General features: G+C 46.2%; 18 protein-coding genes. 6 read left to right on the top strand and 12 right to left on the bottom strand.

Annotated elements, in window-relative coordinates:
* Positions 1 to 9 precede the first annotated feature (9 nt).
* Entirely contained in the window at positions 10 to 1044 is a 1035-nt protein-coding gene (locus ICN13_RS03220) for a quinone-dependent dihydroorotate dehydrogenase (protein WP_216138936.1), read from the top strand.
* A gap of 95 nt (positions 1045 to 1139) precedes the next feature.
* Positions 1140 to 1964 carry an IclR family transcriptional regulator gene (locus ICN13_RS03215; protein WP_216138935.1) on the top strand — a complete coding sequence of 275 codons (825 nt, stop codon included), beginning with the start codon at positions 1140 to 1142 and terminating at the stop codon, positions 1962 to 1964.
* A 9-nt stretch (positions 1965 to 1973) separates the two neighbouring features.
* Here ICN13_RS03215 and ICN13_RS03210 read toward each other — a convergent pair whose 3' ends face one another.
* Both ICN13_RS03210 and ICN13_RS03205 read right to left on the bottom strand, forming a co-directional pair.
* Positions 1974 to 2987, bottom strand: a complete 1014-nt coding sequence (locus ICN13_RS03210) for a serine hydrolase (RefSeq protein WP_216138934.1) — start codon at positions 2985 to 2987, stop codon at positions 1974 to 1976.
* Positions 2988 to 3085: 98 nt separating this feature from the next.
* Positions 3086 to 3973, bottom strand: coding sequence for a DMT family transporter (locus tag ICN13_RS03205; protein WP_216138933.1), 888 nt, complete (start codon positions 3971 to 3973; stop codon positions 3086 to 3088).
* A 195-nt stretch (positions 3974 to 4168) separates the two neighbouring features.
* Between ICN13_RS03205 and ICN13_RS03200 the strand changes: the two genes are divergently transcribed.
* Complete coding sequence (locus tag ICN13_RS03200; RefSeq protein ID WP_216138932.1) at positions 4169 to 4723, top strand: phasin family protein; 555 nt, start codon at positions 4169 to 4171, stop codon at positions 4721 to 4723.
* Positions 4724 to 4784: 61 nt separating this feature from the next.
* Here ICN13_RS03200 and ICN13_RS03195 read toward each other — a convergent pair whose 3' ends face one another.
* From ICN13_RS03195 to aceE, 10 genes are all read right to left on the bottom strand, one after another.
* Positions 4785 to 5771 carry a tripartite tricarboxylate transporter substrate binding protein gene (locus ICN13_RS03195; protein ID WP_216138931.1) on the bottom strand — a complete coding sequence of 329 codons (987 nt, stop codon included), beginning with the start codon at positions 5769 to 5771 and terminating at the stop codon, positions 4785 to 4787.
* 19 nt (positions 5772 to 5790) lie between these two features.
* The gene (locus tag ICN13_RS03190) at positions 5791 to 6471 is read right to left on the bottom strand and encodes an RraA family protein (RefSeq protein ID WP_216138930.1); all 681 of its coding nucleotides are present in this window, start codon (positions 6469 to 6471) and stop codon (positions 5791 to 5793) included.
* An 8-nt stretch (positions 6472 to 6479) separates the two neighbouring features.
* Positions 6480 to 7499 (bottom strand): amidohydrolase family protein, encoded by a 1020-nt coding sequence (locus tag ICN13_RS03185; RefSeq protein WP_216138929.1) that lies wholly within the window; start codon positions 7497 to 7499, stop codon positions 6480 to 6482.
* A gap of 36 nt (positions 7500 to 7535) precedes the next feature.
* The gene (locus ICN13_RS03180) at positions 7536 to 8498 is read right to left on the bottom strand and encodes a tripartite tricarboxylate transporter substrate binding protein (RefSeq protein ID WP_216138928.1); all 963 of its coding nucleotides are present in this window, start codon (positions 8496 to 8498) and stop codon (positions 7536 to 7538) included.
* Positions 8499 to 8503: 5 nt separating this feature from the next.
* Complete coding sequence (locus tag ICN13_RS03175; RefSeq protein WP_216138927.1) at positions 8504 to 9454, bottom strand: tripartite tricarboxylate transporter substrate binding protein; 951 nt, start codon at positions 9452 to 9454, stop codon at positions 8504 to 8506.
* Positions 9451 to 10116, bottom strand: a complete 666-nt coding sequence (locus ICN13_RS03170) for an RraA family protein (RefSeq protein ID WP_216138926.1) — start codon at positions 10114 to 10116, stop codon at positions 9451 to 9453. Before ICN13_RS03170 ends, ICN13_RS03175 begins: the two co-directional genes overlap by 4 nt.
* A gap of 20 nt (positions 10117 to 10136) precedes the next feature.
* Complete coding sequence (locus ICN13_RS03165) at positions 10137 to 11105, bottom strand: tripartite tricarboxylate transporter substrate binding protein (protein ID WP_216138925.1); 969 nt, start codon at positions 11103 to 11105, stop codon at positions 10137 to 10139.
* Between the two features lie 560 nt (positions 11106 to 11665).
* Positions 11666 to 13453 (bottom strand): dihydrolipoyl dehydrogenase, encoded by a 1788-nt coding sequence (gene lpdA / locus ICN13_RS03160; protein WP_216138924.1) that lies wholly within the window; start codon positions 13451 to 13453, stop codon positions 11666 to 11668.
* A gap of 9 nt (positions 13454 to 13462) precedes the next feature.
* On the bottom strand, positions 13463 to 15073 hold the full coding sequence (gene aceF / locus ICN13_RS03155) for a dihydrolipoyllysine-residue acetyltransferase (protein WP_216138923.1): 1611 nt from the start codon (positions 15071 to 15073) through the stop codon (positions 13463 to 13465).
* A 13-nt stretch (positions 15074 to 15086) separates the two neighbouring features.
* Positions 15087 to 17783, bottom strand: a complete 2697-nt coding sequence (gene aceE, locus ICN13_RS03150; protein WP_216138922.1) for a pyruvate dehydrogenase (acetyl-transferring), homodimeric type — start codon at positions 17781 to 17783, stop codon at positions 15087 to 15089.
* A 205-nt stretch (positions 17784 to 17988) separates the two neighbouring features.
* On the opposite strand from aceE, the gene ICN13_RS03145 reads away from it, so the two are divergent.
* The 3 genes from ICN13_RS03145 to folD are packed head-to-tail and all read left to right on the top strand — an operon-like array spanning position 17989 to position 22061.
* On the top strand, positions 17989 to 20505 hold the full coding sequence (locus ICN13_RS03145) for a PAS domain-containing sensor histidine kinase (RefSeq protein ID WP_216138921.1): 2517 nt from the start codon (positions 17989 to 17991) through the stop codon (positions 20503 to 20505).
* A 36-nt stretch (positions 20506 to 20541) separates the two neighbouring features.
* Entirely contained in the window at positions 20542 to 21186 is a 645-nt protein-coding gene (locus ICN13_RS03140; RefSeq protein WP_087909804.1) for a response regulator transcription factor, read from the top strand.
* A gap of 20 nt (positions 21187 to 21206) precedes the next feature.
* Positions 21207 to 22061, top strand: a complete 855-nt coding sequence (folD, locus tag ICN13_RS03135) for a bifunctional methylenetetrahydrofolate dehydrogenase/methenyltetrahydrofolate cyclohydrolase FolD (RefSeq protein WP_216138920.1) — start codon at positions 21207 to 21209, stop codon at positions 22059 to 22061.
* The last annotated feature ends 18 nt before the right edge of the window (positions 22062 to 22079 follow it).

Raw genomic sequence — 22079 nt, 5'->3', positions numbered from 1 at the left:
TATCTATCCATGATCGATCGCTACTCTTTATTACGCCCTTGGCTCTTTTGTTTAGATCCCGAGCAAGCCCACAACCTCACACTGAGTAATTTAGATCGTGCGCAACGGTGGGGTTTGCTGGAACGTTTAGTTGCCAAACCAATTTCAGATCCTCATACGCTTTGTGGTATTGCTTTTCCGAACCGCGTAGGCTTAGCAGCCGGACTCGATAAAGACGGTAAGCATATTGATGCGCTTGCCGCACTCGGATTTGGTTTTTTAGAAATCGGTACCGTGACCCCCCGTCCACAACCCGGCAATCCAAAGCCTCGCATGTTTAGACTGACTGAAGCCCAGGCCATCATTAACCGCATGGGTTTTAACAATGATGGCGTTGATGCTTGCGTTGCTCGAGTTCGTCGCTCCCACTTCTGGCAGCAAGGGGGCGTCTTGGGAATGAATATTGGCAAGAATGCCAGCACCCCCATTGAAGATGCAGCCAGCGATTACATTTTGGCAATGGAGGCCGTTTATGAAGTCGCCTCTTACATCACAGTCAATATATCCTCTCCTAACACCCAGAATCTGCGAGCGCTACAGGGTGAAGATATGTTGCGCGCATTATTAGGCGGCCTAGATGAAGCGAGAAAACGCTTAAGCGATCGCTATGGTATTCGCAAACCGCTCTTCTTAAAAATTGCGCCTGACTTAAATACTGCTGATATTCATTTGATTGCAGATCTACTGATGGAATTTGGTATCGATGCGATCATTGCCACGAATACTACGATTGCCCGTGATGCCGTTCAAGGTATGCAGCATGGTGAAGAAGCTGGTGGATTATCCGGTGCTCCAGTGCGCGCCGTATCCACTCAAGTGATCAAAACACTGAAGGCAAGATTAGGTAACAATTTGCCCATCATCGGGGTTGGCGGCATTCTGTCAGGGGCCGATGCCAGAGAAAAAATCATAGCTGGCGCCAGCCTTGTGCAGCTGTATAGCGGGTTGATTTATCGTGGCCCAGACCTTGTTCATGAGTGCGCTAAAGCCCTTCGACAACCCTAATATCACCCCGAAATACTGAGTTTTTTCCACTCAGAGGCCTGTAAAATAGCATTTCATAATATGCAATAGCATCTGGAATCGCTACAATAGAGCCCATGAGCACGAATAAACCTGTCAAAACCGCTAAAAGTACCGGGGAAGTTGGCAAAACAGCCATCCAGGTAGTTGAGCGCATGATGAATCTACTCGATGCCCTAGCGGAGCAAGAAGAATCTAGCAGCCTCAAGAATTTAGCCGAACAAACCAGCCTTCACCCCTCTACCGCTCACCGCATTCTGAATGACATGGTTGCCTGCCGCTTAGTCGAGCGTGGCGATGGTGGCACTTACCGCCTTGGCCTCAAACTCTTAGAGCTTGGTAATTTAGTCAAAGCACGACTCTCAGTTCGTGAAGCTGCACAAGTGCCAATGCGCACCCTACATAAACTCACTGGCGAGACCGTGAACCTATCAGTCCGACAGGGTGATGAGATTGTTTATATTGATCGCGCCTATAGCGAGCGCTCTGGCATGCAAGTCGTTCGCGCTATTGGTGGTCGCGCCCCACTACACCTAACTTCAGTTGGAAAGTTATTTTTATCCAGCGACGATCCAAGCCAAGTACGCGCCTATGTCACACGTACAGGACTGTCTGGGCACACTCGCAATAGTATTACTGACTTAGCTAAATTAGAGACTGCTCTTAATCAAGTTCGCAAAGAAGGTAATGCGCGCGATGATGAAGAATTGGAGCTTGGAGTGAGCTGTTTAGCTGCTGCTATTTTGGATGACACCGGCAAATTAGTAGCTGGTTTATCGCTGAGCTCGCCAACAGATCGAATGCAAGCAGATTGGCTTAAAGCCTTACAAGATACAGCTCTGCAGATCTCTAAAGGAATGGGCTACAAACCTAAGTCTACTGAGCCAGGCACGACAGCCTAGCTCCAGCCATTACATCAAGCGACGAATAGGTTGCGCTCCGGACGGCATCCGCTCATACCAATCACGAACACGAACTGCATCGGCAAAACGAGATTGCGTACCAACCGAATCTAAGAAGACCAATAATAAAGGCGTGTTATTAACTCGTGCTTGCATTACCAGGCACTTACCCGCTGCATTAATAAAGCCTGTCTTTTGCAAGCCGATATTCATATCACCTGAACGTACTAAGCGATTGGTATTTAAGAACTTCTGTGGCCGATTAGCAATGACCATCGTTAAATCTGGCCAGGTTGAAAATTCCCGAATCATTTTGTACTGATAGGCAGCATTAAGCATGCGGGTGAGATCTTCAGCAGAAGCAACGTTCTCGCTCATCAAGCCCGTAGGATCAGCAAAACGAGAATGGTCCATGCCCAACTCTCTAGCTTTGCGATTCATCGCATCAACAAATGCATTAATACCGCCCGGATAGTTTCTGCCTAAGGTATATGCAGCACGGTTCTCAGAAGACATTAAGGAAAGCAATAAAGCCTCTTCTCGCGTCATGACTGTGCCGCCAGCGAGGCGAGATTTAGCGTAGATACGCACATCGTCCGCATTAATGACGATAGTTTCATCCAAAGGTAGCTTGGAATCCAAAACAACCATAGCAGTCATCAATTTTGTGATGGATGCAATTGGCAAGCTCACAGAGGAATTTTTTTCAAAATACACTTCCTTGGTATCTTGATTCACAACCATTGCTACGCTGGACTTAAGACTTAAGTCATCGTGCTGCCCCCTCAAACCAAGAGCGGTTGCAAATGATGGATGGGCTGGAGCCGCAGGCTCGGATGACCGGGTTACTGCAACACGAACAGATTTTTGCTTTTTAGGGGCCTTGGCGGTTTTGACTACTACTTTAGTAGTCTTGGTTTGCTTTTCTTTATCTTTGTTTGCGGCAAATGCTAGGCCATTCATAGCAGCGCCACAGGCAAATACTGCCAACAAGATCAAAGCCCAAAATCGATTCAAATGCATCCCCAAATACCTTCAAAAACTTTCAACATACGGAATGATAATTAATTTCACATGCCAGGATAGATTTATTAGCCCCATATTGGACGATTAGGAAGGCTCTATTCAGCAATGGTCGCTACCGTATTGGCTTGGCGGGCGTTTACGAGAACTACGCCCGTCATCGTCAAAGCAAGCCCAAGCGCCATCATGAGCGTAAATGGCTCATCAAACAAGAACCAAGCCATCAGCGCAGTGGTTGGAGGCGTGAGGTAAAGAAAGCTCGTTACCTTGGTCGCAGCGCCCTTACGGATCATCATAAACAACAAGCTAATGGAGCCAATCGACAATGGGAATATTGCCCATAACAAGGCACCAATTACCGATGCATTCCAGACCATAACGCCCGTCTCAAAGAAATACATACAAAAGAAACACAGGACAGCAGATACACCAAACTGAATCGAAGAGCCTGCCCTTAAATCAAAGACCGGGCAATATTTTTTCTGGTAAAGCGTTCCAAAGGTAATTGACAATAAAGCGATAAAAGCCAACGCATAGCTGGCAAAAGGAATATGAGCAAAGCTAATCTTTGCCATGACCACTAACGCAACCCCAGCAAATCCAAACCCTAAGCCAATCCACTGACGCGGAGAAACTTGTTCTGATATCCATGCTGCAAACCAAGCGGTTAATATCGGCTGCAAACCAACAATGATGGCTACTAGGCTCGCCGTCATTCCCAAGCGGACCGCAAACCAAACTCCCAATAAATATCCAAACTGGAGCAGCACCCCAGCTATTGCAATATGCTTCATTTGCGACCAGCTTGGCCAGGTGATCCGCCACATCAAACTTAAGGCTGCCATAGCCGCTAAAACGCCCATAAAACGCCAAAATAAGAATGTCGCTGGCTCAACATAGGGCATTGCCAGTCTTGCAATGACAAAGCCCGTGCTCCAAATCAGCACAAATATTGGTGCAATTGCGTTATCTAGGCTGAGCTTCATGAGTCACTTTTGGGTTGAATCATTGATTTTAGGCTTATTTGATAGATCCACCCCTAATTAGCAGGTAGCGCTCATTAGAAATAATTCTTGATGCTGCGATGCAATATTTGTACAGTAAAATATCCCAAGAGCGATTAGAGTAAGACATCAGCGAAGAGATCAAACAAAGCGTGAAGCCACGCGAAAGGGATTGAAATGAACCTAACACCAGAACAATTGGCTGCAGCACAAAAAGCTAATTTAGAAACTTTGAGCAGCCTGACAAATCAAGCTCTTCAAAGTATTGAAAAATTAGTTGAACTCAATATGCATATTGCAAAACAAAGCTTGAGTGATAGCATGACTAGCGCTAAGAAAGCTTTGGAAGTAAAAGATATTCAACAGCTTCTCGCCCATCAAGCCGAAGCAGTTCAGCCGATGGCTGAAAAGATTATGGTGTACAGTCGTCATTTATATGATCTAGCTCATGAAACCCAAAACAACTTCACTCAATCTGCTGAAAAAGAATTCCAAGCAGGTCAACAAAAGATCAATGCTCTAGTTGAAGAGTGGACCAAGAATGCCCCCGCTGGTTCTGATGCTGCCGTGCAAGCAATGAAGCAAGCCATAGCCTCTGCTAACAATGTATATGAAACTAGCCAAAAAGCTGTGAAGCATGCGGTTAATGTTGCACAGACTAATCTCAATAGTGCTACTGACACTGTTATGAAGGCTGCGGAGACTGCTAGCAAAGCAGCGAAGAAGAAATAAGCTGCTGCTCTAATACAAAAGCCCCGATTACTCGGGGCTTTTTCTTTATTAGTACCGCCGGTTAATCTGCAGTAGCGCCTGATTGCTTAACCAATAACTCCCAATAGGGGATCTCCTTTTTAATAAAAGCAGAGAATTGCTCTGGTGTCTGCTCGCTATTTAGAGAGCCCATCTTAGATAAACTTTCCGCAGCATCACCTGAGCTCAAAACTTTGTTAATTTCTTTATTCAAAAGATTGACTAGAGTAGTTGGGGTTTTTGCGGGAACAAAAACTCCGTACCAATTTTCAACTACAAATTTGGGATAACCTAGCTCCTTCATAGTCGGAACATCCGGTAAATTTTTGGCCCGCACTGGTCCAGTAGTAGCTAAGGCCCTTACCCTCCCACCACTTAGGTGGGGTGCAATTGCACTCGTTGACTCAAATGCCATTGGTACCTGCCCTGCCAAGACATCGGCAATAGCTGGTCCAGACCCCCGATACGGAATGTGAGTTATATCTAGCTTTTGCTCTAATTTAAGCAACTCACCCAAAAGATGATGTGTACTTCCACTTCCTGGGGATGCAAAACTATACTTGCCCGGCTCTTTCTTGATGAGAGCAAGCAACTCTGCTACTGAATTTGCTGGGACAGAAGAATTCACATACAACACCATTGGTACTGCAGCGACTTCAGCAACAGGCCTCAGACTAAAAACAGGATCACTTCTTAACTTGTATAAATTACGATTAATTACGACTGTAGTGCTATTGCCCAGCAGCAAAGTGCAGCCATCACTAGCAGCATTGCTCACAAACTCAGTACCAATGTTCCCGCTTGCTCCAGTTTTATTTTCGACTATTACATTGACGTTTAACTGTTTAGTTAAGCCGGGCACTAACATTCTGGCCAAAATATCACTTGCTCCCCCTGGCGGGTATGGGGAAATAATTTTAATCACAGGGCAAGGGTACTGTGCATAAGCAATTTGATTACCCAGACCAAGAAAAAACAAACTCAAGAATAATTTGAATGAGGTGCCGCAAGAAAATTCTTTAAGCTTCATAAATAGACCTTATTGATTTTTATATTTTGGGTTTTAACATCTGTTCGTAGTTAAATTGCTTGTCTACATCGATAATCGATTGTCCAAGCCTGAGAGCCTCAACCATAGCCAATTCTTTTGCTGCAATATCCTCGGCAGCAGCTAATACCGCTTCTAGCTTGGCGGCAGGAATGGCTACCAATCCATTGATATCAGCAACGATTACATCACCCGGAATAACGGGTATATTGCCAACTCTAATAGGGATATTCCATGCTTCTTGAACGATCCGCCCACGAGCTGTGATTGGGACAACCCCCCTTGCATGCACTGGAAAACCAAACTCCTCGCAGGTATCAACATCACGCACCGCTCCATCGACAACCACTCCAGATATGCCTTTTTGCAGAGCCCCCATTGAGAGAATCTCACCCCAACAGTTGTTATTTAGGTCGCCGCGGTTATCAATCACAATGACATCGCCGGGAGAGGCTGAAAATATGGCATCTACCCCCAGATGAGCCTTGCTTTGTACAGCACCCGTAGCAATCATTCGGATCGTAATTGCCCTACCAATGACTTTCGTCTTTCCCCACTGTGGAACAATCCCAATCACGGCAGCAGAAACCCCTAACTTATCTAGCGCATCACTTAAATTGGAAGTGGCCAACTTCTCTAAGCGCCCTCTATATGAGCGATCAAATTCTTCAGATGTCATCATGCCCAGGCTCACTTTTGGATTCTTTTATTAATTCTAGAAAAAACAACGCGCGCATTGTCTTCAAAAATCATTGCTTTTTCTTGAGCGCTTAAGCCATTCACTGCATTGAGATAACGACGCGTATCATCAAAATAATATCCGGTATCTGGGTCGATATCCTTTACCGCACCAAAGGTTTCTGATGCAAACAAAATATTTTTTGCGGGAATAACTTCAGTCAAAAGATTGATGCCAGGTTGGTGATATACGCAAGTATCAAAATAAATATTATTTAATAATTTCTGATTGATATCAGGGATATCCATATCTTTAGCAAGACCTCTAAATCGACCCCAATGATACGGAACCGCGCCTCCACCATGAGGGATAAGAAAGCGCAATTGTGGAAATTGAGCAAATAAATCAGAAGTTAAGCATTGCATAAACGCCGTAGTATCTGCGTTGAGGTAATGCGCACCAGTCGTATGAAAACATTCATTGCAGCTAGTGCTGACATGAATCATTGCCGGCACATCTAGCGAAATCATCTCTTCGTAGATTGGGTGCCAATAGGAATCACTCAATGGAGGATCGCGCCAGTGGCCGCCTGAAGGGTCTGGATTGAGGTTGATACCAACAAATCCATACTCATTGATGCACTTTCGCATCTCCGGTAAACAAGTTTTGGTATCCACGCCCGGAGACTGAGGCAACATTGCAGCGCCAACAAAATGCTTTGGAAATAACTGGGTTACTCGGTAACAAAGCTCATTACACATTGCAGCCCATGTTGCCGATGTATTGAAGTCGCCAATATGATGGGTCATAAAACTTGCTTGAGGGGAGAAAATGGTGACATCAATTCCACGCTCTCGCATCCTAGCAAGTTGATTCTCTTCAATGGATTCACGAATCTCATCATCGCTTATTTTTAAATCAGATACTTTAGGGCCTAGCTCTGGAGTATTCAAATTGGCAACTTGAGCATCGCGCCATGCCTTCAAGGCTTTCGGGGCGGTTGTGTAGTGGCCATGACAATCAATAATCATCTAGTCTTTCCTTTGGGGTGCTGATAGCAGTAAAAATTAGTCCGGCTGAATATTTGCTTCACGTACTAATTTTTCATAGCGTTTTCGCTCTGAATTCAAATAAGCAGTTAGTTGAGCAGTGGTGCCTGGACTGATCTCTCCCCCAACTGAGCCAAGACGCTCAATCATGTCTTTGGATTGCAGTGCCCTCTCAACTTGAGCGTGCAGCATTTTCACAATCGCCGGCGGAGTTTTGGCAGGAGCAATCAGGCTATACCAAACGGAAGCTTCAAAACCTGGGAAGCCAGATTCAGCAACAGTAGGAATATCTGGAAACAACGGTGAGCGCTTTGCACTCATCACTGCAACGATCCTTAGTTTTCCACTTTTGACATGCGGAGCTACTTCTAGCATATTGACCGCAACCAAGTCCAGCTGACCACCAATGAGATCTGTAATCGCTGGTGAGCCACCCTTATAGGGAATATGTTTTAAGGAAATCCCTGCTGCCTGCTCAAAAAACTTCATGGCCATATGAGGGGTGGCGCCATTACCCGGGGTCCCATAAGTAATAAAGTCAGGATTAGATTTTGCAGCCTTAATCAAATCAGATAATTTTTGATACTTACTATCAGCGGGGGTGGCAATAACCACTGGAACGCGCCCAATCATTGCAATGGGAGCGATATCTTTATCGATGTCATAGGGCTGCGGTTTGTACAAAGACATATTTGCCGCCAATGCATTTGCCGCAACCATCAAGGTGTAGCCATCCGGTGGGCTATCTATTAATTGCTTAACCGCAATATTTGTACCGGCCCCTGGCTTATTTTCAATCACGACTGACTGCCCCATTGATGCAGACAAACTTTGGCCCAAAGTTCTAGCAACTAAATCAACAGCCCCTCCCGGGGCATAACCAACAAATACCTTGATCGGTTTACTTGGATATTCTTGCGCCTGGAGATTGCTAGCAAAAAACAGATTGGCAACAAGAAAAAGGCTGGCGAGTGCTTTCATGGGACTTATTCTTTTGGAGCACCCGACATTTTTACAATACCTTCATAGCGCTTAATTTCTGACTGTGAAAATTTTGTAAATTCTGCTACAGATCCCCCGTCAATCTGGGCACCAATACCTTGAAGACTTTTACGTACCTCCGGGTCTTTAAGAACCTTATTGAAGGCCATATTGAGTTTTTCAGCAATGTCTTTTGGGGCTCCGGCTGGCAACATAACGCCATACCAAGCATTGGCTACCATTGGTACTCCAACCTCTTTCATTGTTGGAACATTAGGCAACTCAGGAATGCGCTTGTCTGCCGCTACACCTAAGGCCTTTAATTTGCCTGCCTTAATATTGTTCAGCGATCCAGTATCCAGCATCATATCGATATGTCCTGCCATTAAATCTAAAGCAGCAGGACCACTTCCCTTGTATGGAACATGGCGTATATCTAAACCAGTAACGGTTTTAAATTGTGCTCCAGCTAAATGCTGAGACGCGCCAATACCCGCAGATCCATACGTAAACTTTCCGGGATTCTGCTTAGCATCAGTCATTAGATCTTTCATACTATTCCAAGGCGATGACTCAGGAACGACCATAATGTTTGGAATAGTGCATACCAAAACTACTGGAGTGAAATCTTTGGCAGCATCAAATCCTTGATTTGCAAATAAGTGAGGGCCAGCCGCGTTAGTTGAACTAGTTGCCATTAAGATCGAATATCCATCAGGCTTCTCTTGTACAAAAGCTTGGGTACCTATATTTCCACCAGCACCACCTTTGTTTTCAACAAAGATAGAAACGCCTAGCTCCTTGGTCAGAGGTATTGCCAAGATCCGAGCAACTTGATCGGTGGCCCCGCCCGGAGGCCAAGGGACCAAGAATTTAATGGATTTATCAGGATACGCAGCAAACGCGTTCAGCGCAATTGCACCAAAGAAGATAGCCAGCGCGCCTTTCAGCTTCATAAGACACCTTTTTGCTTTAATGTTGCGTCAATCCATGCATCGTCATACTTACCGTCCAGGATGGATTGAATAGTTTTACGCTCCACCACTTCTTTTTCTTTACCCAAGCGCGCACCCTCCAGCACCAACTCAGGAGGTAAGGCAATAATTCCATCGCAATCGCCAAGAATGACATCCCCAGGATTGACAACCATTCCGCCAATTGAAATAGGAACATTAATGCTGCCTGGGCCATCTTTAAATGGTCCACGCATATTGATCCCGCGTGCCCAGCAAGGAAATTGATGCCTCTCAAATGCTTCAACATCTCGAATGGCCGCATCAAATACAGCACCAACAGCGCCTCTTGATTTAGCAACAGTCATCATGATTTCACCAAACAAAGCACGAGAAATGTCGCCGCCTCCATCCACCACTAAAACATCGCCTGGCTTGAGAAATTGCAGAGCCTTGTGAATCATTAAGTTATCACCAGAACGAGCGCTGACTGTGACGGCATTGCCGCATACAGAAACTGGCGACTTATTCACTGGCAATATATTGACTGCACCAATAGTCCGCCCTAATACATCGCTGACTACTGAGGTCGCCAATCCGGTCAGAGCAGTTATTCCCTCCTTAAAGGCCTCTTTTCTTGGATTAATTTCATAACCATTATTCATATTGCCACCCTCTTCAATTTTTAATCTACTGTTGCACCCGTGCGTTTCACCAAAGACTCCCAATAAGGAATCTCTTTATTAATAAACTGCGTAAATTGCTCAGATGTCCCCGCCACATCGCTCGAACCCATCTTATTCAGGCTTGCTGCAACATCTGGCTCCTTCATTACAGTATTAATAGCTTTATTTAATCGTGTAATCAAAACAGATGGGGTCTTAGCCGCAACAAAAATACCGTACCAATTCTCTATAACGAAACTTGTATAGCCAAGCTCCTTCATAGTGGGAATGTTTGGAAAGTTTTTAGGCCGTACTAGGCCTGTTGTCGCTAGAGCGCGAATGCGGCCCGATGCCATCTGAGCAGAAATAGTGGTAGTTGTCTCAAATGCAATCGGCACCTGGCCGGCAAGAACATCCGCCATGGCTGGTCCCTGCCCTCTATAAGGTATGTGCGTCATGTCCAATTGCTTTTCAAGCTTCAGCATTTCTGCCATCAGATGCTGTGGACTGCCGCTACCACCAGATGCATAACTATATTTACCAGGATTATTTTTAATAAGCTCTACGAGCTCACCAACCGTATTTGCAGGCACCGATGCATTCACATAAAGCACCAAGGGCACGGAAGCCACCTCTGCAACTGCCGCCAAATCTTTTGATGGATTTATTTTTAACTTGTATAAATTTTGATTAATCACTATGCCAGTATTGTTTCCTAGCAATAGAGTGCAGCCGTCAGAAGCTGAGTTGGCAACATATTCAGTCCCAATATTGCTGCTTGCGCCACCTTTGTTTTCAACAACGACATTAGTGCCTAGTTGCTTGGCTAAACCTGGCGCCAGCATTCTGGCCAAAATATCCGTTGTACCTCCAGGCGGGTATGGTGAAACAAACTTAACTACAGCGCATGGATAGGCACTTTGTGCAAAAGTACCGCCAGAAGATAGCGCCAAACAAGAGATAGCAAGCAGTAAAAGCTGTTTTTTCATTTATTAGTCTCCGTTAATCCTGCGTGCCTTATTTAGACATACGCTAAGATCTATTCTTTTGTAAAAATATACCTTACTCTGACAGGCTTATGTCAGATTTTCTAAATAATGACTAAATGACCAATTCAGTTGATCGAGAGACGTTGCTAGGATTCGCTCAATCTTTTGCGGGCAAAAGTAAGTGTGTCGATTGCCAGTCTCTATCTTGCGCTGGCTGGGAAAGCGTCCCCGGTGGCTTCTTAACGAATTCACTTGAATGCATAGGAACACTAAGAGTTGAAGATGCCCCGGAGTGCTGGGAGGAGGATCACCCCAAAGGAACTACTATGTGGTCCAAGGATGCTCCAATCTCAATCCTCTTTCATCCCTATAACAAGTCTGACGTCTATGAATGCAAGCATTGCGGATGCAAGTATCTTCGATACACGGAATGCGGTGGTTATTATGTCGATGAACGCATTCGAGAATTAAATGGTCATCTCATTACTTGAGACTGCTATCTGGAAGCAATAAAAAGCTAAAAGCCCCGATTACTCGGGGCTTTTTCTTTTATGACTTGCTTAAGACTTCTTCTTCACCGGTGGTAAATCAGTGCAATGGCCGTGCGCTGCTTCTGCAGCAAGGCCGACAGACTCACCTAAGGTTGGATGCGGATGAATGGTCTTGCCAATATCAACAGCATCTGCACCCATCTCAATTGCCAAGCAAACTTCACCAATTAAATCACCAGCATGAGTACCAACAATGCCACCACCAATAATCCGATGGGTAGTTGCATCAAAGATCAACTTTGTGAAACCTTCATCGCGACCATTAGCAATGGCGCGGCCGCTAGCAGCCCATGGGAATAATCCTTTTTCATAGGCGATGCCTTGTGCTTTGCACTGCTCTTCAGTTAAGCCAGCCCAAGCTACTTCTGGATCGGTGTAGGCAACCGATGGAATTTGCTTCGCATCAAAGTAAGACTTTTCACCGAATGCAGCCTCTGCAGCAACATGACCTTCATGTACTGCCTTATGGGCCAACATGGGCTGGCCAACAATATCGCCGATAGCAAAGATGTTTTGTACATTGGTACGCATTTGTTTATCAACTGAAATAAAGCCACGCTCATCAACCTGAACGCCTGCCTTACCAGCATCGATCTTCTTGCCATTTGGAGTACGGCCCACCGCAACCAAAACCAGGTCATAAGTTTGTGGTCCTACAGGAGCATTCTCACCTTCAAAGCTCACTTGAATACCGTCAGGTTTTACTTCCGCTTTAGAGGCACGCGTCTTGAGCATGATTTTTTCAAAACGTCCGGCATTGAACTTCTCCCAGACCTTTTCGAGATCACGATCAGCGCCAGCCATAAGGCCATCCATCATCTCGGCGATATCAATGCGTGAACCAAGCGTGCTGTAAACCGTAGCCATCTCTAAACCAATGATGCCGCCACCAATAACAAGCATTCTTTTTGGAATACTCTTCAGCAGCAAGGCTCCAGTGCTATCTACAATTCGCGGATCTTCTGGCAAGAAAGGCAATTTCACAGGCTGACTGCCAGCCGCAATAATTGCCTTCTGAAAACGCACCACTTCTTTTTGACCCGTCAGGTCTTGCCCGGTACCGCTAGTCATTTCTACTTCGACGTGATTAGCATCCAAGAATCGACCTAGGCCACGTATTGTTTTGACCTTGCGGGCTTTAGCCATGCCAGCCAAACCACCAGTCAACTTCGCAATGACTGAGTCTTTGTAGCCACGTAATTGATCAATCTCGATCTTGGGTTCGCCAAAGGTAATGCCATGCTTAGACATTGTCTTAACTTCATCCATGACAGAGGTAGTGTGCAGTAATGCTTTGGAGGGAATGCACCCGACGTTCAGACATACGCCACCTAAAGTAGAGTAACGCTCAATGAGGACGGTATTCATACCCAAGTCAGCACTACGGAAGGCAGCGCTGTAACCACCTGGGCCAGCACCTAATACCAATACCTCGCACTCGTGATCTACTTTTCCGCTGTATTGACCGGCTACTGGAGCTGGCGCCTTTACTGCGGGAGATGCTGGTGCAGTAGCAGTAGCTGGGATTGGAGCTGCAGGCTGAGCCGCAGGTGCACTAGCGCTTGCCTCAATCTCAGCAATCACAGAACCCTTGCTCACTTTGTCACCGAGCTTTACGGCAATACTGGTAATAATTCCAGCAGCATCTGCAGGAACTTCCATAGTTGCTTTATCGGACTCAAGTACCAATAAAGGCTGCTCTTTTTCAACGACATCACCAACCTTCACCAGCACTTCAATTACTGGTACATCTGAGTAATCGCCAATATCTGGCACGAGGATCATTTGCTTAGCCATAGATACCCCTTACAGCGTAGCGCGACGGAAGTCGGCTAAGAGTTGGGCAATATACAAATTGAAACGGGTAGCCAAGGCACCATCAATCACACGGTGATCCGCTGATAGAGATAATGGACAGATGAGGCGTGGCACAAATTGTTTACCATCCCATACTGGTTTCATAGCAGCCTTGCTTACTCCCAAGATTGCCACTTCAGGAGCATTCACGATTGGTGAGAAGTAAGTTCCACCAATCCCACCTAATGAAGAGATCGTGAAGCTCGCACCCTGCATTTGGTCTGGCTTAAGTTTGCCATCACGAGCTAAGGCTGCTAATTCAGAAGTCTCCTGGGCGATTTCGAAGATGCCCTTCTTATCCACATTCTTAATGACGGGCACTACTAAGCCGGTTGGCGTATCTGCGGCAAAACTAATATTGAAGTATTTCTTCAGAATTAAGTCATCGCCATCCAGTGAGCTATTGAACTCTGGATGCTTCTTCAAGGCGGCTACTGCAGCCTTCATCAAGAAAGCGAGCATCGTAATCTTGACGCCCTTCTTCTCATTGTCCTTATTGGTCTGAACGCGGAAGGCCTCCAAGTCAGTGATGTCTGCATCCTCGTGATAAGTGACCGCTGGAATCATGACCCAGTTACGGCCAAGGTTAGCTGCAGTCAGTTTTTTAATACGATTCAATGGCTGACGCTCAATGTCACCAAACTTTGTGAAATCGACTTTTGGCCAAGGAATTAAATTAAGGCCGCCCAAACTTCCACCGCTAGATGCTGCTGCAGGACTACCAGCGCCGCCACTCATGGCCGCTTTTACAAAAGCCTGCACGTCTTCTTGCGTAATACGTCCCTTCAGCCCGGACCCTTTGACCTGGTTGATCGTGACGCCCAGTTCACGCGCAAATTTACGCACTGATGGACTTGCATGACTCAAGGTTGGGTCTACAGCTGGTGCCGCATTCGAAATTGGAGGGGGCGCTGGAGCGCGAGCAATTGGAGGTTCGGCTGCAGCTGGCTTTGCTGCTGGCGCGGGTGCTGATGCAGCTACTGGAGTAGCTACAGATCCAGATGCTCCGCCTTCCAGAATCAATACAACAGATCCTTCAGAGAGACTATCTCCAACCTTAACTTTAACTTCCTTCACAACACCAGAGTGAGATGAAGGAACGTCCATGGTTGCTTTGTCAGATTCAAGCACAACAATCGATTGCTCTTTCTCAACCTTATCGCCTGCCTTAACTAAGACCTCAATGACCGGCACATCTTTATAGTCACCAATGTCCGGAACTTTAATTTCAATTGATGCGCCGCCTGAGTTTGAAGATGTTGTTGCGGGTGCTGGACTAGCCTGAACAGGAGCGGTAGCTGGTGCAGAAGCTGCAGCAGCGCTCTCTTCCAAGGTAATTACCACTGAACCTTGAGAAAGGCTGTCACCAACCTTGACTTTCACTTCCTTCACAACACCAGAGTGTGATGAAGGAACGTCCATGGTTGCTTTGTCAGATTCAAGCACAACAATCGATTGCTCTTTCTCAACCTTGTCACCTGGTTTAACCAATACCTCAATGACTGGCACATCTTTATAGTCGCCGATGTCTGGAACTTTGATTTCAATAATTTGACTCATGAATTAATCTCGTTTAAACCGTCATCGGGTTTGGTTTAGAAGTATCGATGCCATATTTCTGAATGGCTTCAGCAAGCTTTTGACGATCCATCTGGCCTGCATCTACCAAAGACCTCAAGGCAGTCAATACCACCCAACGACGATCAACCTCAAAGAAATTGCGGAGATTTTCTCGGGTATCGGAGCGACCGAAGCCATCTGTACCCAACACCTCGTAACGACGACCCATATGCTGGATCGCTGGACGAATCTGCTCTGCGAATAAACGGACATAGTCAGTTGCTGCAACGATTGGGCCCGAAGTATCTTTCAAGCACTTCTCTACATGAGAAAGTGATGGCGCTGCTGTTGGGTTCAGTAGGTTGGCGCGGTGCACTGCATTCCAATCGCGACCTAGCTCAGTAAAGCTTGGGCAACCCCACAAGTCGGAGGCAACGCCCCAATCTTTTTTGAGCATGTCTGCTGCTTCAATCACTTCACGGAAGATAGTTCCAGAACCGAGTAACTGCACGCGCAACTTAGCACTGCTATCACCAACAGACTTAAGCTTATACATGCCTTTGATGATGTCTTTTTCAGCGCCCTTCGGCATTGCTGGATGAGCGTAGTTTTCATTCATCAAAGTAACGTAGTAATACACGTCTTCCTGAGCTTCCAACATACGACGCATGCCATCCTGAATTACGACTGCTAATTCAAATGAGAAGGTAGGGTCATAACTGATGCAGTTCGGAATTGCTCCACTCCACAGATGACTATGACCATCTTCGTGTTGCAAGCCCTCACCGTTCAACGTGGTTCTGCCTGCAGTGCCGCCGAGCAAGAAGCCGCGGCTACGCATATCCCCTGCTGCCCATGCTAAGTCACCGATACGTTGGAAACCAAACATCGAGTAGAAGATATAGAAAGGCAACATCGGTACACCATGAGTGGAGTATGAAGTTGCGGCTGCAATCCAGTCACACATACCACCCGCTTCATTAATACCCTCTTGCAAAATCTGGCCGGTCTTGTCCTCTTTATAGAACATCAATTGGTCATGATCTTCTGGGGTATAGAGCTGACCCAGCTGATTCCAGATGCCCAGCTGACGGAACATACCTTCCATACCAAAGGTACGGGATTCGTCAGGAACAATTGGAACTACACGCTTACCCAAAACTTTGTCACGCACAACCGTATTGAGCATGCGCACAAACGCCATGGTTGTCGAAATCTCACGACCTTCTGCGGTTGCCTCAAGCAATGGTGCAAATACATCCAATGCAGGAACTGGCAAACTTTCTGCTTTAGTGCGACGCTGTGGCAAATAACCACCCAACTCTTGGCGGCGCGCCTTCATATACTCCAACTCAGGACTACCCTCAGCAAACTTCACCAAAGGCATGTCGTCTAGATCCTCGTCTTTTACGGGAATCTCAAAACGATCACGGAAACGACGCACGTCGTCATCGTTCATCTTCTTAGCTTGGTGAGCAATATTCATCGCTTCACCTGAACCGCCCATACCGTAACCTTTAATGGTGTGAGCCAAGATTACTGTTGGTTGATTCTTGTGATTTACTGCCGCATGAAATGCTGCATAGACTTTATGAGGATCATGACCACCGCGATTCAATTGCCAAATCTCGTCATCACTCCAGTCGCTTACTAAAGCCTTCAACTCTGGGGTGTTAAATACTGTCTCACGAACATAACCGCCATTCTTAGACTTCATTGTCTGGTACTGACCATCGACAATCTCGCCAAGACGTTGCATCAAAATACCTTTTTTGTCGCGAGCAAATAGCGCATCCCACTGGCCGCCCCAAACTACTTTAATCACGTTCCAGCCCGCTCCACGGAATTCGCTTTCGAGCTCTTGAATGATGCTGCCGTTACCGCGCACCGGTCCATCCAGGCGCTGCAAGTTACAGTTCACAACAAAAATGAGGTTGTCCAACTTCTCACGACCGGCCATACCAATGGCGCCCAAAGATTCTGGCTCGTCGGTTTCACCATCGCCTAAGAATGCCCAGACTTTACGCCCCTCATTCTTAATAAAGCCGCGGTCTTGCATGTAGCGCATGAAGCGCGCTTGATAAATCGCCATGATCGGGCCTAAGCCCATCGACACAGTTGGGAACTGCCAGAAATCTGGCATCAACCATGGATGTGGGTAACTAGATATACCTTTACCACCAACCTCTTGACGGAAATTATTCAGCTGCTCGTCTGAGAGGCGGCCCAACATATAGGCACGCGCATACACACCTGGAGCTGAGTGCCCTTGTACAAAAATGAGATCGCCACCATGCTCAGGTGAAGGTGCATGCCAAAAATGGTTGTAGCCTACATCGTAGAGAGTGGCTGCAGACTGGAAAGAAGAAATATGTCCACCAACGTTGGTATCTTTGTTTGCGCGCAGAACCATCGCCATCGCGTTCCAGCGAGTGTATGAACGAATACGATGCTCAACATTCTGATCGCCAGGTAAACGCGCTTGGCCTTCAACCGGAATCGTATTGATATAAGGTGTTTCTGCATGGAAAGGTTGAACAACACCATTCACGCGTGCATGTGCAATTTGTTGATCTATTAAATAGGCGGCACGCTCTGGACCTTCGTTATGAATTACGCCATCAAGCGCCTGTAACCATTCCTGGGTCTCGCCGGGATCTACGTCCTGGGCATTCTGTTTACCTAATACCTGCTCTGGAACTGCGGCCATAACTTGTCTCCATTAAGTACTTCGCAATGAGTTATTCACTTTATAGGCAATATTTTAGGAAGGTATATGGGTGTAAACAAGCAATTTTCCACATAATGATAATATTTCTCATAATGTGGTAATTTATTGCGCTGCAAATAAGATCTTGAATTTGCTCAAGAAAAGCCATTTTCAGGCGGGCAATCAGGCAAAATAGGCCTCATTCATGAAATTTACGGCTTTATTGAGCTTACTCCTCAGTCCATTCAAATGGCTCCGAAAAATACGGGGCTTTAAGCTCGTATACACCCCTTTAATTGCGATTGTCATTTTTACGGCTGTCATGGGCGTCATTTTGGGGACGCTCCAATTACAAGAAAAGAATCAACAAGAGTCTGCACTATTTAGAGAGCTTTCCTTTGCTAAGCAGCGCATTCAATTGCGCTTTGCCAATAATCTAGATGCCTTAATCAGCATTAATCGTGAACTTGCTGCCAACGAAGATCAGGAAAGATTAAAAAAACTAGCCTATGAGCAAGCCGATGGTTTGGTATTCAATAACCATGAGATCGTCAAAATTGTATGGATCAATGCAAAAAATCAGAGGCTATGGACAGCACCACCAAGCAACACTAAAACCGATTGGATCGCCAGAACTCAGAATGATGATTTAACCAATGAAGGTCTTGCTTCTGCAATCGAATTAAGTAGAAGCACCAGCAGGGCATCATTCAGCCAATTCATTAACTTAAATCTTCCGAGCAATGAACCTCTAGCAAGAGAGAGAAAAACCGTATTTTGGCAAGTGGTTCCCAACATAGCTGGTGGAGAAACGATTGGTTTTTTAGCTGCCCTCTATACCGCTCAAGGAGTTTTAGATGTTGTGCCGGGAGAGCTCAAGGCTCATTACCGATTTACCCTACTCACCGATAACGATAGAGTGCTTTCAATCTCATCTGATCGTGATACCCCGAAGAGAGCATTTAGCAACCAAACCAGTTTGGACATTGGCGTCCTGAGCCCTAACCTTACTTTACGAATTGATACCTATCCACCACCCACCAATCTCACATTCAGAATGTTGATTGGCGTAGTACTTGGGTTATGCGCTTTCGTAATTTGGAGTCTATGGTCCGTCTTAAAGCAGATGCAAGTCCGTCAAGAGGCGGAAGCTAGTCTGCGAACTGAAACAAGCTTTCGTAATGCCATGGAAAATTCAACCCCGGTTGGAATTCGCGCACATGATATGCAAAAGCGCATCACTTATGTGAACCGAGCATTTTGCGAGATGACAGGCTGGTCAGCAAAAGAGCTGATTGGTCTCACCCCACCATTCCCTTTTTGGCCGGACTCAAAGCGTGATGAGCTGTTTGAGAAGATGAATCGCGCCCTAAATTCTGAGGTGATAGCAAAAACAGGTATTGAGGGTGTGATTTTGCGCAGTGATGGAGCGTTAATACAAACTCGCACTTTTATCTCTCCGCTCATTAATGAAAAAGGTAAGCAAACTGGTTGGGTGACTTCCTTGATTGATATTTCTGAGCCAAAGAAGATTCGTGAGGAGCTTGCCGCCTCTCAAGAGCGCTTCGTTACCGTTCTAGAAGGTTTGGATGCCGCAGTATCAGTTGTGGATCTGGAAAATGACAAACTTTTATTTGCCAATCGCTTCTATAAAGAAAATTTTGGGGATGATCCCACAGGACATTTCAAATTAGCGGGCACCAACAATAATCTAGAAACCTTGCATGATGTTGCTGAAGATTTACAAGATTCGCCTCCGGGTATTCCCACCCCCTTCCTGTATCAAGAATCAGAGTCAGAAGAAGTTCAATTAGATGACGGTAGCAATAAATGGTTTGAGGTGCGCCGTCGCTTTATTCCCTGGGTAGATGGTCATTTGGCGCAACTCTTAATTGCTACTGATATCACGATGCGTAAGGAGGCGGACGACTTAGCACGCCAGCAAGAAGAGCGTATGCAATTTACAAGTCGCCTCACCACCATGGGTGAAATGGCGTCCTCTCTCGCGCATGAATTGAATCAGCCTTTATCTGCGATCTCCAATTACTGCATGGGTGTCGCTAAACGCTTAGAAGGCAATCTTGATCCATCTATGAGTAAAGATATCTTGCCAGCGCTAGAAAAAGCATCTGACCAAGCACATCGTGCAGGCACGATCATTCAGCGTATTCGTGGATTTGTTAAACGCAGCGAGCCTCAACGCAAATATTCCAATATCTCCGAGATCATTAATGATGCGGTTGGTCTTGTAGAAATTGAGGCGAATCGCCAACGTTTGAGCATTACCTCCAATATTGCTGATAATTTGCCTGAAATCAATGTAGACCCAGTCCTAATCTTGCAAGTCGTAGTCAATCTCTTGAAAAATGGCTTAGATAGCGTGCGGGAGGCCTACCCCCTCTCCTCCCGTTGGTCTGCCGCACCGGTCAATATTAGCGCTGACTTGGACACCAGCACCTTCCCAGCCATGATGCGAATTCAGGTCACCGATACCGGGGGTGGTATCGCCGAATCGGTCATGGAACGCATGTTTGAGCCTTTTTTTAGCACCAAAACCGATGGAATGGGCATGGGCCTCAATATTTGCCGCTCCATTATCGAATCCCACCACGGGCGCCTTTGGGCATCCAATACTATGGACTCAGAACGGACCAAGCTGGCCGGCTGCACCTTTACAATACTTCTACCCCTAGAATCTCCAGATTCAAAGGAAAATGAATAGATATCCTATTTTTAGATTTACCTTGCGAGACCCAATATGAACTTAGCTGCTGCCAAACCAAACCAAGCCGAAGTTGTTTACGTCGTCGATGATGATGAGGCCGTGCGTGATTCCCTCACTTGGCTTTTAGAGAGCAATGGTTATGTAGTGCGTTGTCATGCAAGCGCCGAGCGCTTCTTGCAATCTCTACAGAGCACAGATAAATCAACCATCTCTTGCGCCATTCTGGATGTTCGCATGCCTGGCATGTCGGGACTCGAACTGCAGGAACGTTTGATTAGTGAAAACCTCCCAATGCCAGTTGCTTTCATTACCGGCCACGGCGATGTCTCGATGGCAGTCTCTACCATGAAACGCGGTGCAGTCGATTTCATTGAAAAACCATTTAAAGAAAACGATCTCTGCGGTCTAGTAGATCGCATGCTTGCTAAAGCAAGAGTAGATTATTCACAAGCAAGCCAACGCAAAATTACCCATAGTTTGCTGAGCAAGCTCACTGGTCGTGAGCGTCAAGTATTAGAGCGCATCGTTGCTGGTCGCTTGAATAAACAGATTGCAGATGATCTTGGTATCTCCATTAAGACTGTCGAAGCCCACCGCGCCAATATTATGGAAAAGCTCAACGTCAATACCGTTGCAGACCTGCTCCGCCTGGCTTTATCTGATCCCCAGCCTAATTAACCCCAATTAATACATTCGCAATGCCAGCACAATTACTAGACGGTAACGCTCTTTCTAAAAAAATACGCACTGAAATAGCTGCTCGTGGTGCAATTGTTACCGCTAAAGGGGTTCGTCCTGGACTAGCAGTCATCGTCGTTGGCGAAAATCCTGCCAGCCAGGTCTATGTACGCAATAAAGTAAAAGCATGTGAGGACGTTGGCTTTCATTCTGTTTTAGAGCGCTACTCTGCAGAGTTGGGTGAAGAAGAATTGCTTGCTCGGATTGCCACCCTGAATGCCGATCCATCGATTCATGGGATCTTGGTGCAATTACCGCTACCAGAGCATATCGCTGCAGAGCGAGTGCTTGAAGCGATTGCCCCTGAAAAAGATGTGGATGGCTTTCACGTAGCGAATGCTGGAGCCTTGATGGTTGGCCAACCAGAATTCAAGCCCTGCACCCCTTATGGCTGCATGAAGATTTTAGAAAGTATTGATTACCCTATTCGGGGTGCTCGAGCTGTTATCGTTGGCGCCTCTAATATTGTCGGCAAACCGATGGCGATGCTCCTCCTACAAGCGGGAGCTACTGTCACTATCTGCAATAGTAAAACCCGCGATCTAGCTCATCACACCAAAGATGCCGATATCTTGGTAGTTGCCACTGGCAAGCCCAAGATGATTTCAGGCGATATGGTGAAAAATGGTGCCGTTGTGATTGACGTAGGCATCAACCGCATGCCCGATGGCAAGCTCTGCGGGGATGTCGATTTTGATGCCGCTAAATATATCGCTGGCTGGATTACTCCCGTGCCAGGCGGTGTTGGCCCCATGACCATCACCATGCTGCTCATGAATACTTTAGAAGCAGCAGAAAAAGCAGCCAAGCCTTAGATCCATTAAGCTAGAGGA

The sequence above is a fragment of the Polynucleobacter sp. MWH-Berg-3C6 genome, from assembly GCF_018881855.1.
Lineage (GTDB): Bacteria > Pseudomonadota > Gammaproteobacteria > Burkholderiales > Burkholderiaceae > Polynucleobacter.
The sequence above is the reverse complement of the archived record's forward strand: the minus strand, read 5'-3'. Positions and strand labels throughout refer to the sequence as shown.

What these genes read in the sequence shown, in the direction of transcription:
- ICN13_RS03185 (WP_216138929.1), bottom strand. Translation starts at nt 7,499, where the DNA reads ATGATTATTGATTGTCATGGCCACTACACAACCGCCCCGAAAGCCTTG.
- lpdA (WP_216138924.1), bottom strand. Translation starts at nt 13,453, where the DNA reads ATGGCTAAGCAAATGATCCTCGTGCCAGATATTGGCGATTACTCAGAT.
- aceF (WP_216138923.1), bottom strand. Translation starts at nt 15,073, where the DNA reads ATGAGTCAAATTATTGAAATCAAAGTTCCAGACATCGGCGACTATAAA.
- ICN13_RS03145 (WP_216138921.1), top strand. Translation starts at nt 17,989, where the DNA reads ATGAAATTTACGGCTTTATTGAGCTTACTCCTCAGTCCATTCAAATGG.
- ICN13_RS03190 (WP_216138930.1), bottom strand. Translation starts at nt 6,471, where the DNA reads ATGATGACATCTGAAGAATTTGATCGCTCATATAGAGGGCGCTTAGAG.
- ICN13_RS03200 (WP_216138932.1), top strand. Translation starts at nt 4,169, where the DNA reads ATGAACCTAACACCAGAACAATTGGCTGCAGCACAAAAAGCTAATTTA.
- aceE (WP_216138922.1), bottom strand. Translation starts at nt 17,783, where the DNA reads ATGGCCGCAGTTCCAGAGCAGGTATTAGGTAAACAGAATGCCCAGGAC.
- folD (WP_216138920.1), top strand. Translation starts at nt 21,207, where the DNA reads ATGCCAGCACAATTACTAGACGGTAACGCTCTTTCTAAAAAAATACGC.
- ICN13_RS03140 (WP_087909804.1), top strand. Translation starts at nt 20,542, where the DNA reads ATGAACTTAGCTGCTGCCAAACCAAACCAAGCCGAAGTTGTTTACGTC.
- ICN13_RS03170 (WP_216138926.1), bottom strand. Translation starts at nt 10,116, where the DNA reads ATGAATAATGGTTATGAAATTAATCCAAGAAAAGAGGCCTTTAAGGAG.
- ICN13_RS03205 (WP_216138933.1), bottom strand. Translation starts at nt 3,973, where the DNA reads ATGAAGCTCAGCCTAGATAACGCAATTGCACCAATATTTGTGCTGATT.
- ICN13_RS03210 (WP_216138934.1), bottom strand. Translation starts at nt 2,987, where the DNA reads ATGCATTTGAATCGATTTTGGGCTTTGATCTTGTTGGCAGTATTTGCC.
- ICN13_RS03180 (WP_216138928.1), bottom strand. Translation starts at nt 8,498, where the DNA reads ATGAAAGCACTCGCCAGCCTTTTTCTTGTTGCCAATCTGTTTTTTGCT.
- ICN13_RS03220 (WP_216138936.1), top strand. Translation starts at nt 10, where the DNA reads ATGATCGATCGCTACTCTTTATTACGCCCTTGGCTCTTTTGTTTAGAT.
- ICN13_RS03215 (WP_216138935.1), top strand. Translation starts at nt 1,140, where the DNA reads ATGAGCACGAATAAACCTGTCAAAACCGCTAAAAGTACCGGGGAAGTT.
- ICN13_RS03195 (WP_216138931.1), bottom strand. Translation starts at nt 5,771, where the DNA reads ATGAAGCTTAAAGAATTTTCTTGCGGCACCTCATTCAAATTATTCTTG.
- ICN13_RS03165 (WP_216138925.1), bottom strand. Translation starts at nt 11,105, where the DNA reads ATGAAAAAACAGCTTTTACTGCTTGCTATCTCTTGTTTGGCGCTATCT.
- ICN13_RS03175 (WP_216138927.1), bottom strand. Translation starts at nt 9,454, where the DNA reads ATGAAGCTGAAAGGCGCGCTGGCTATCTTCTTTGGTGCAATTGCGCTG.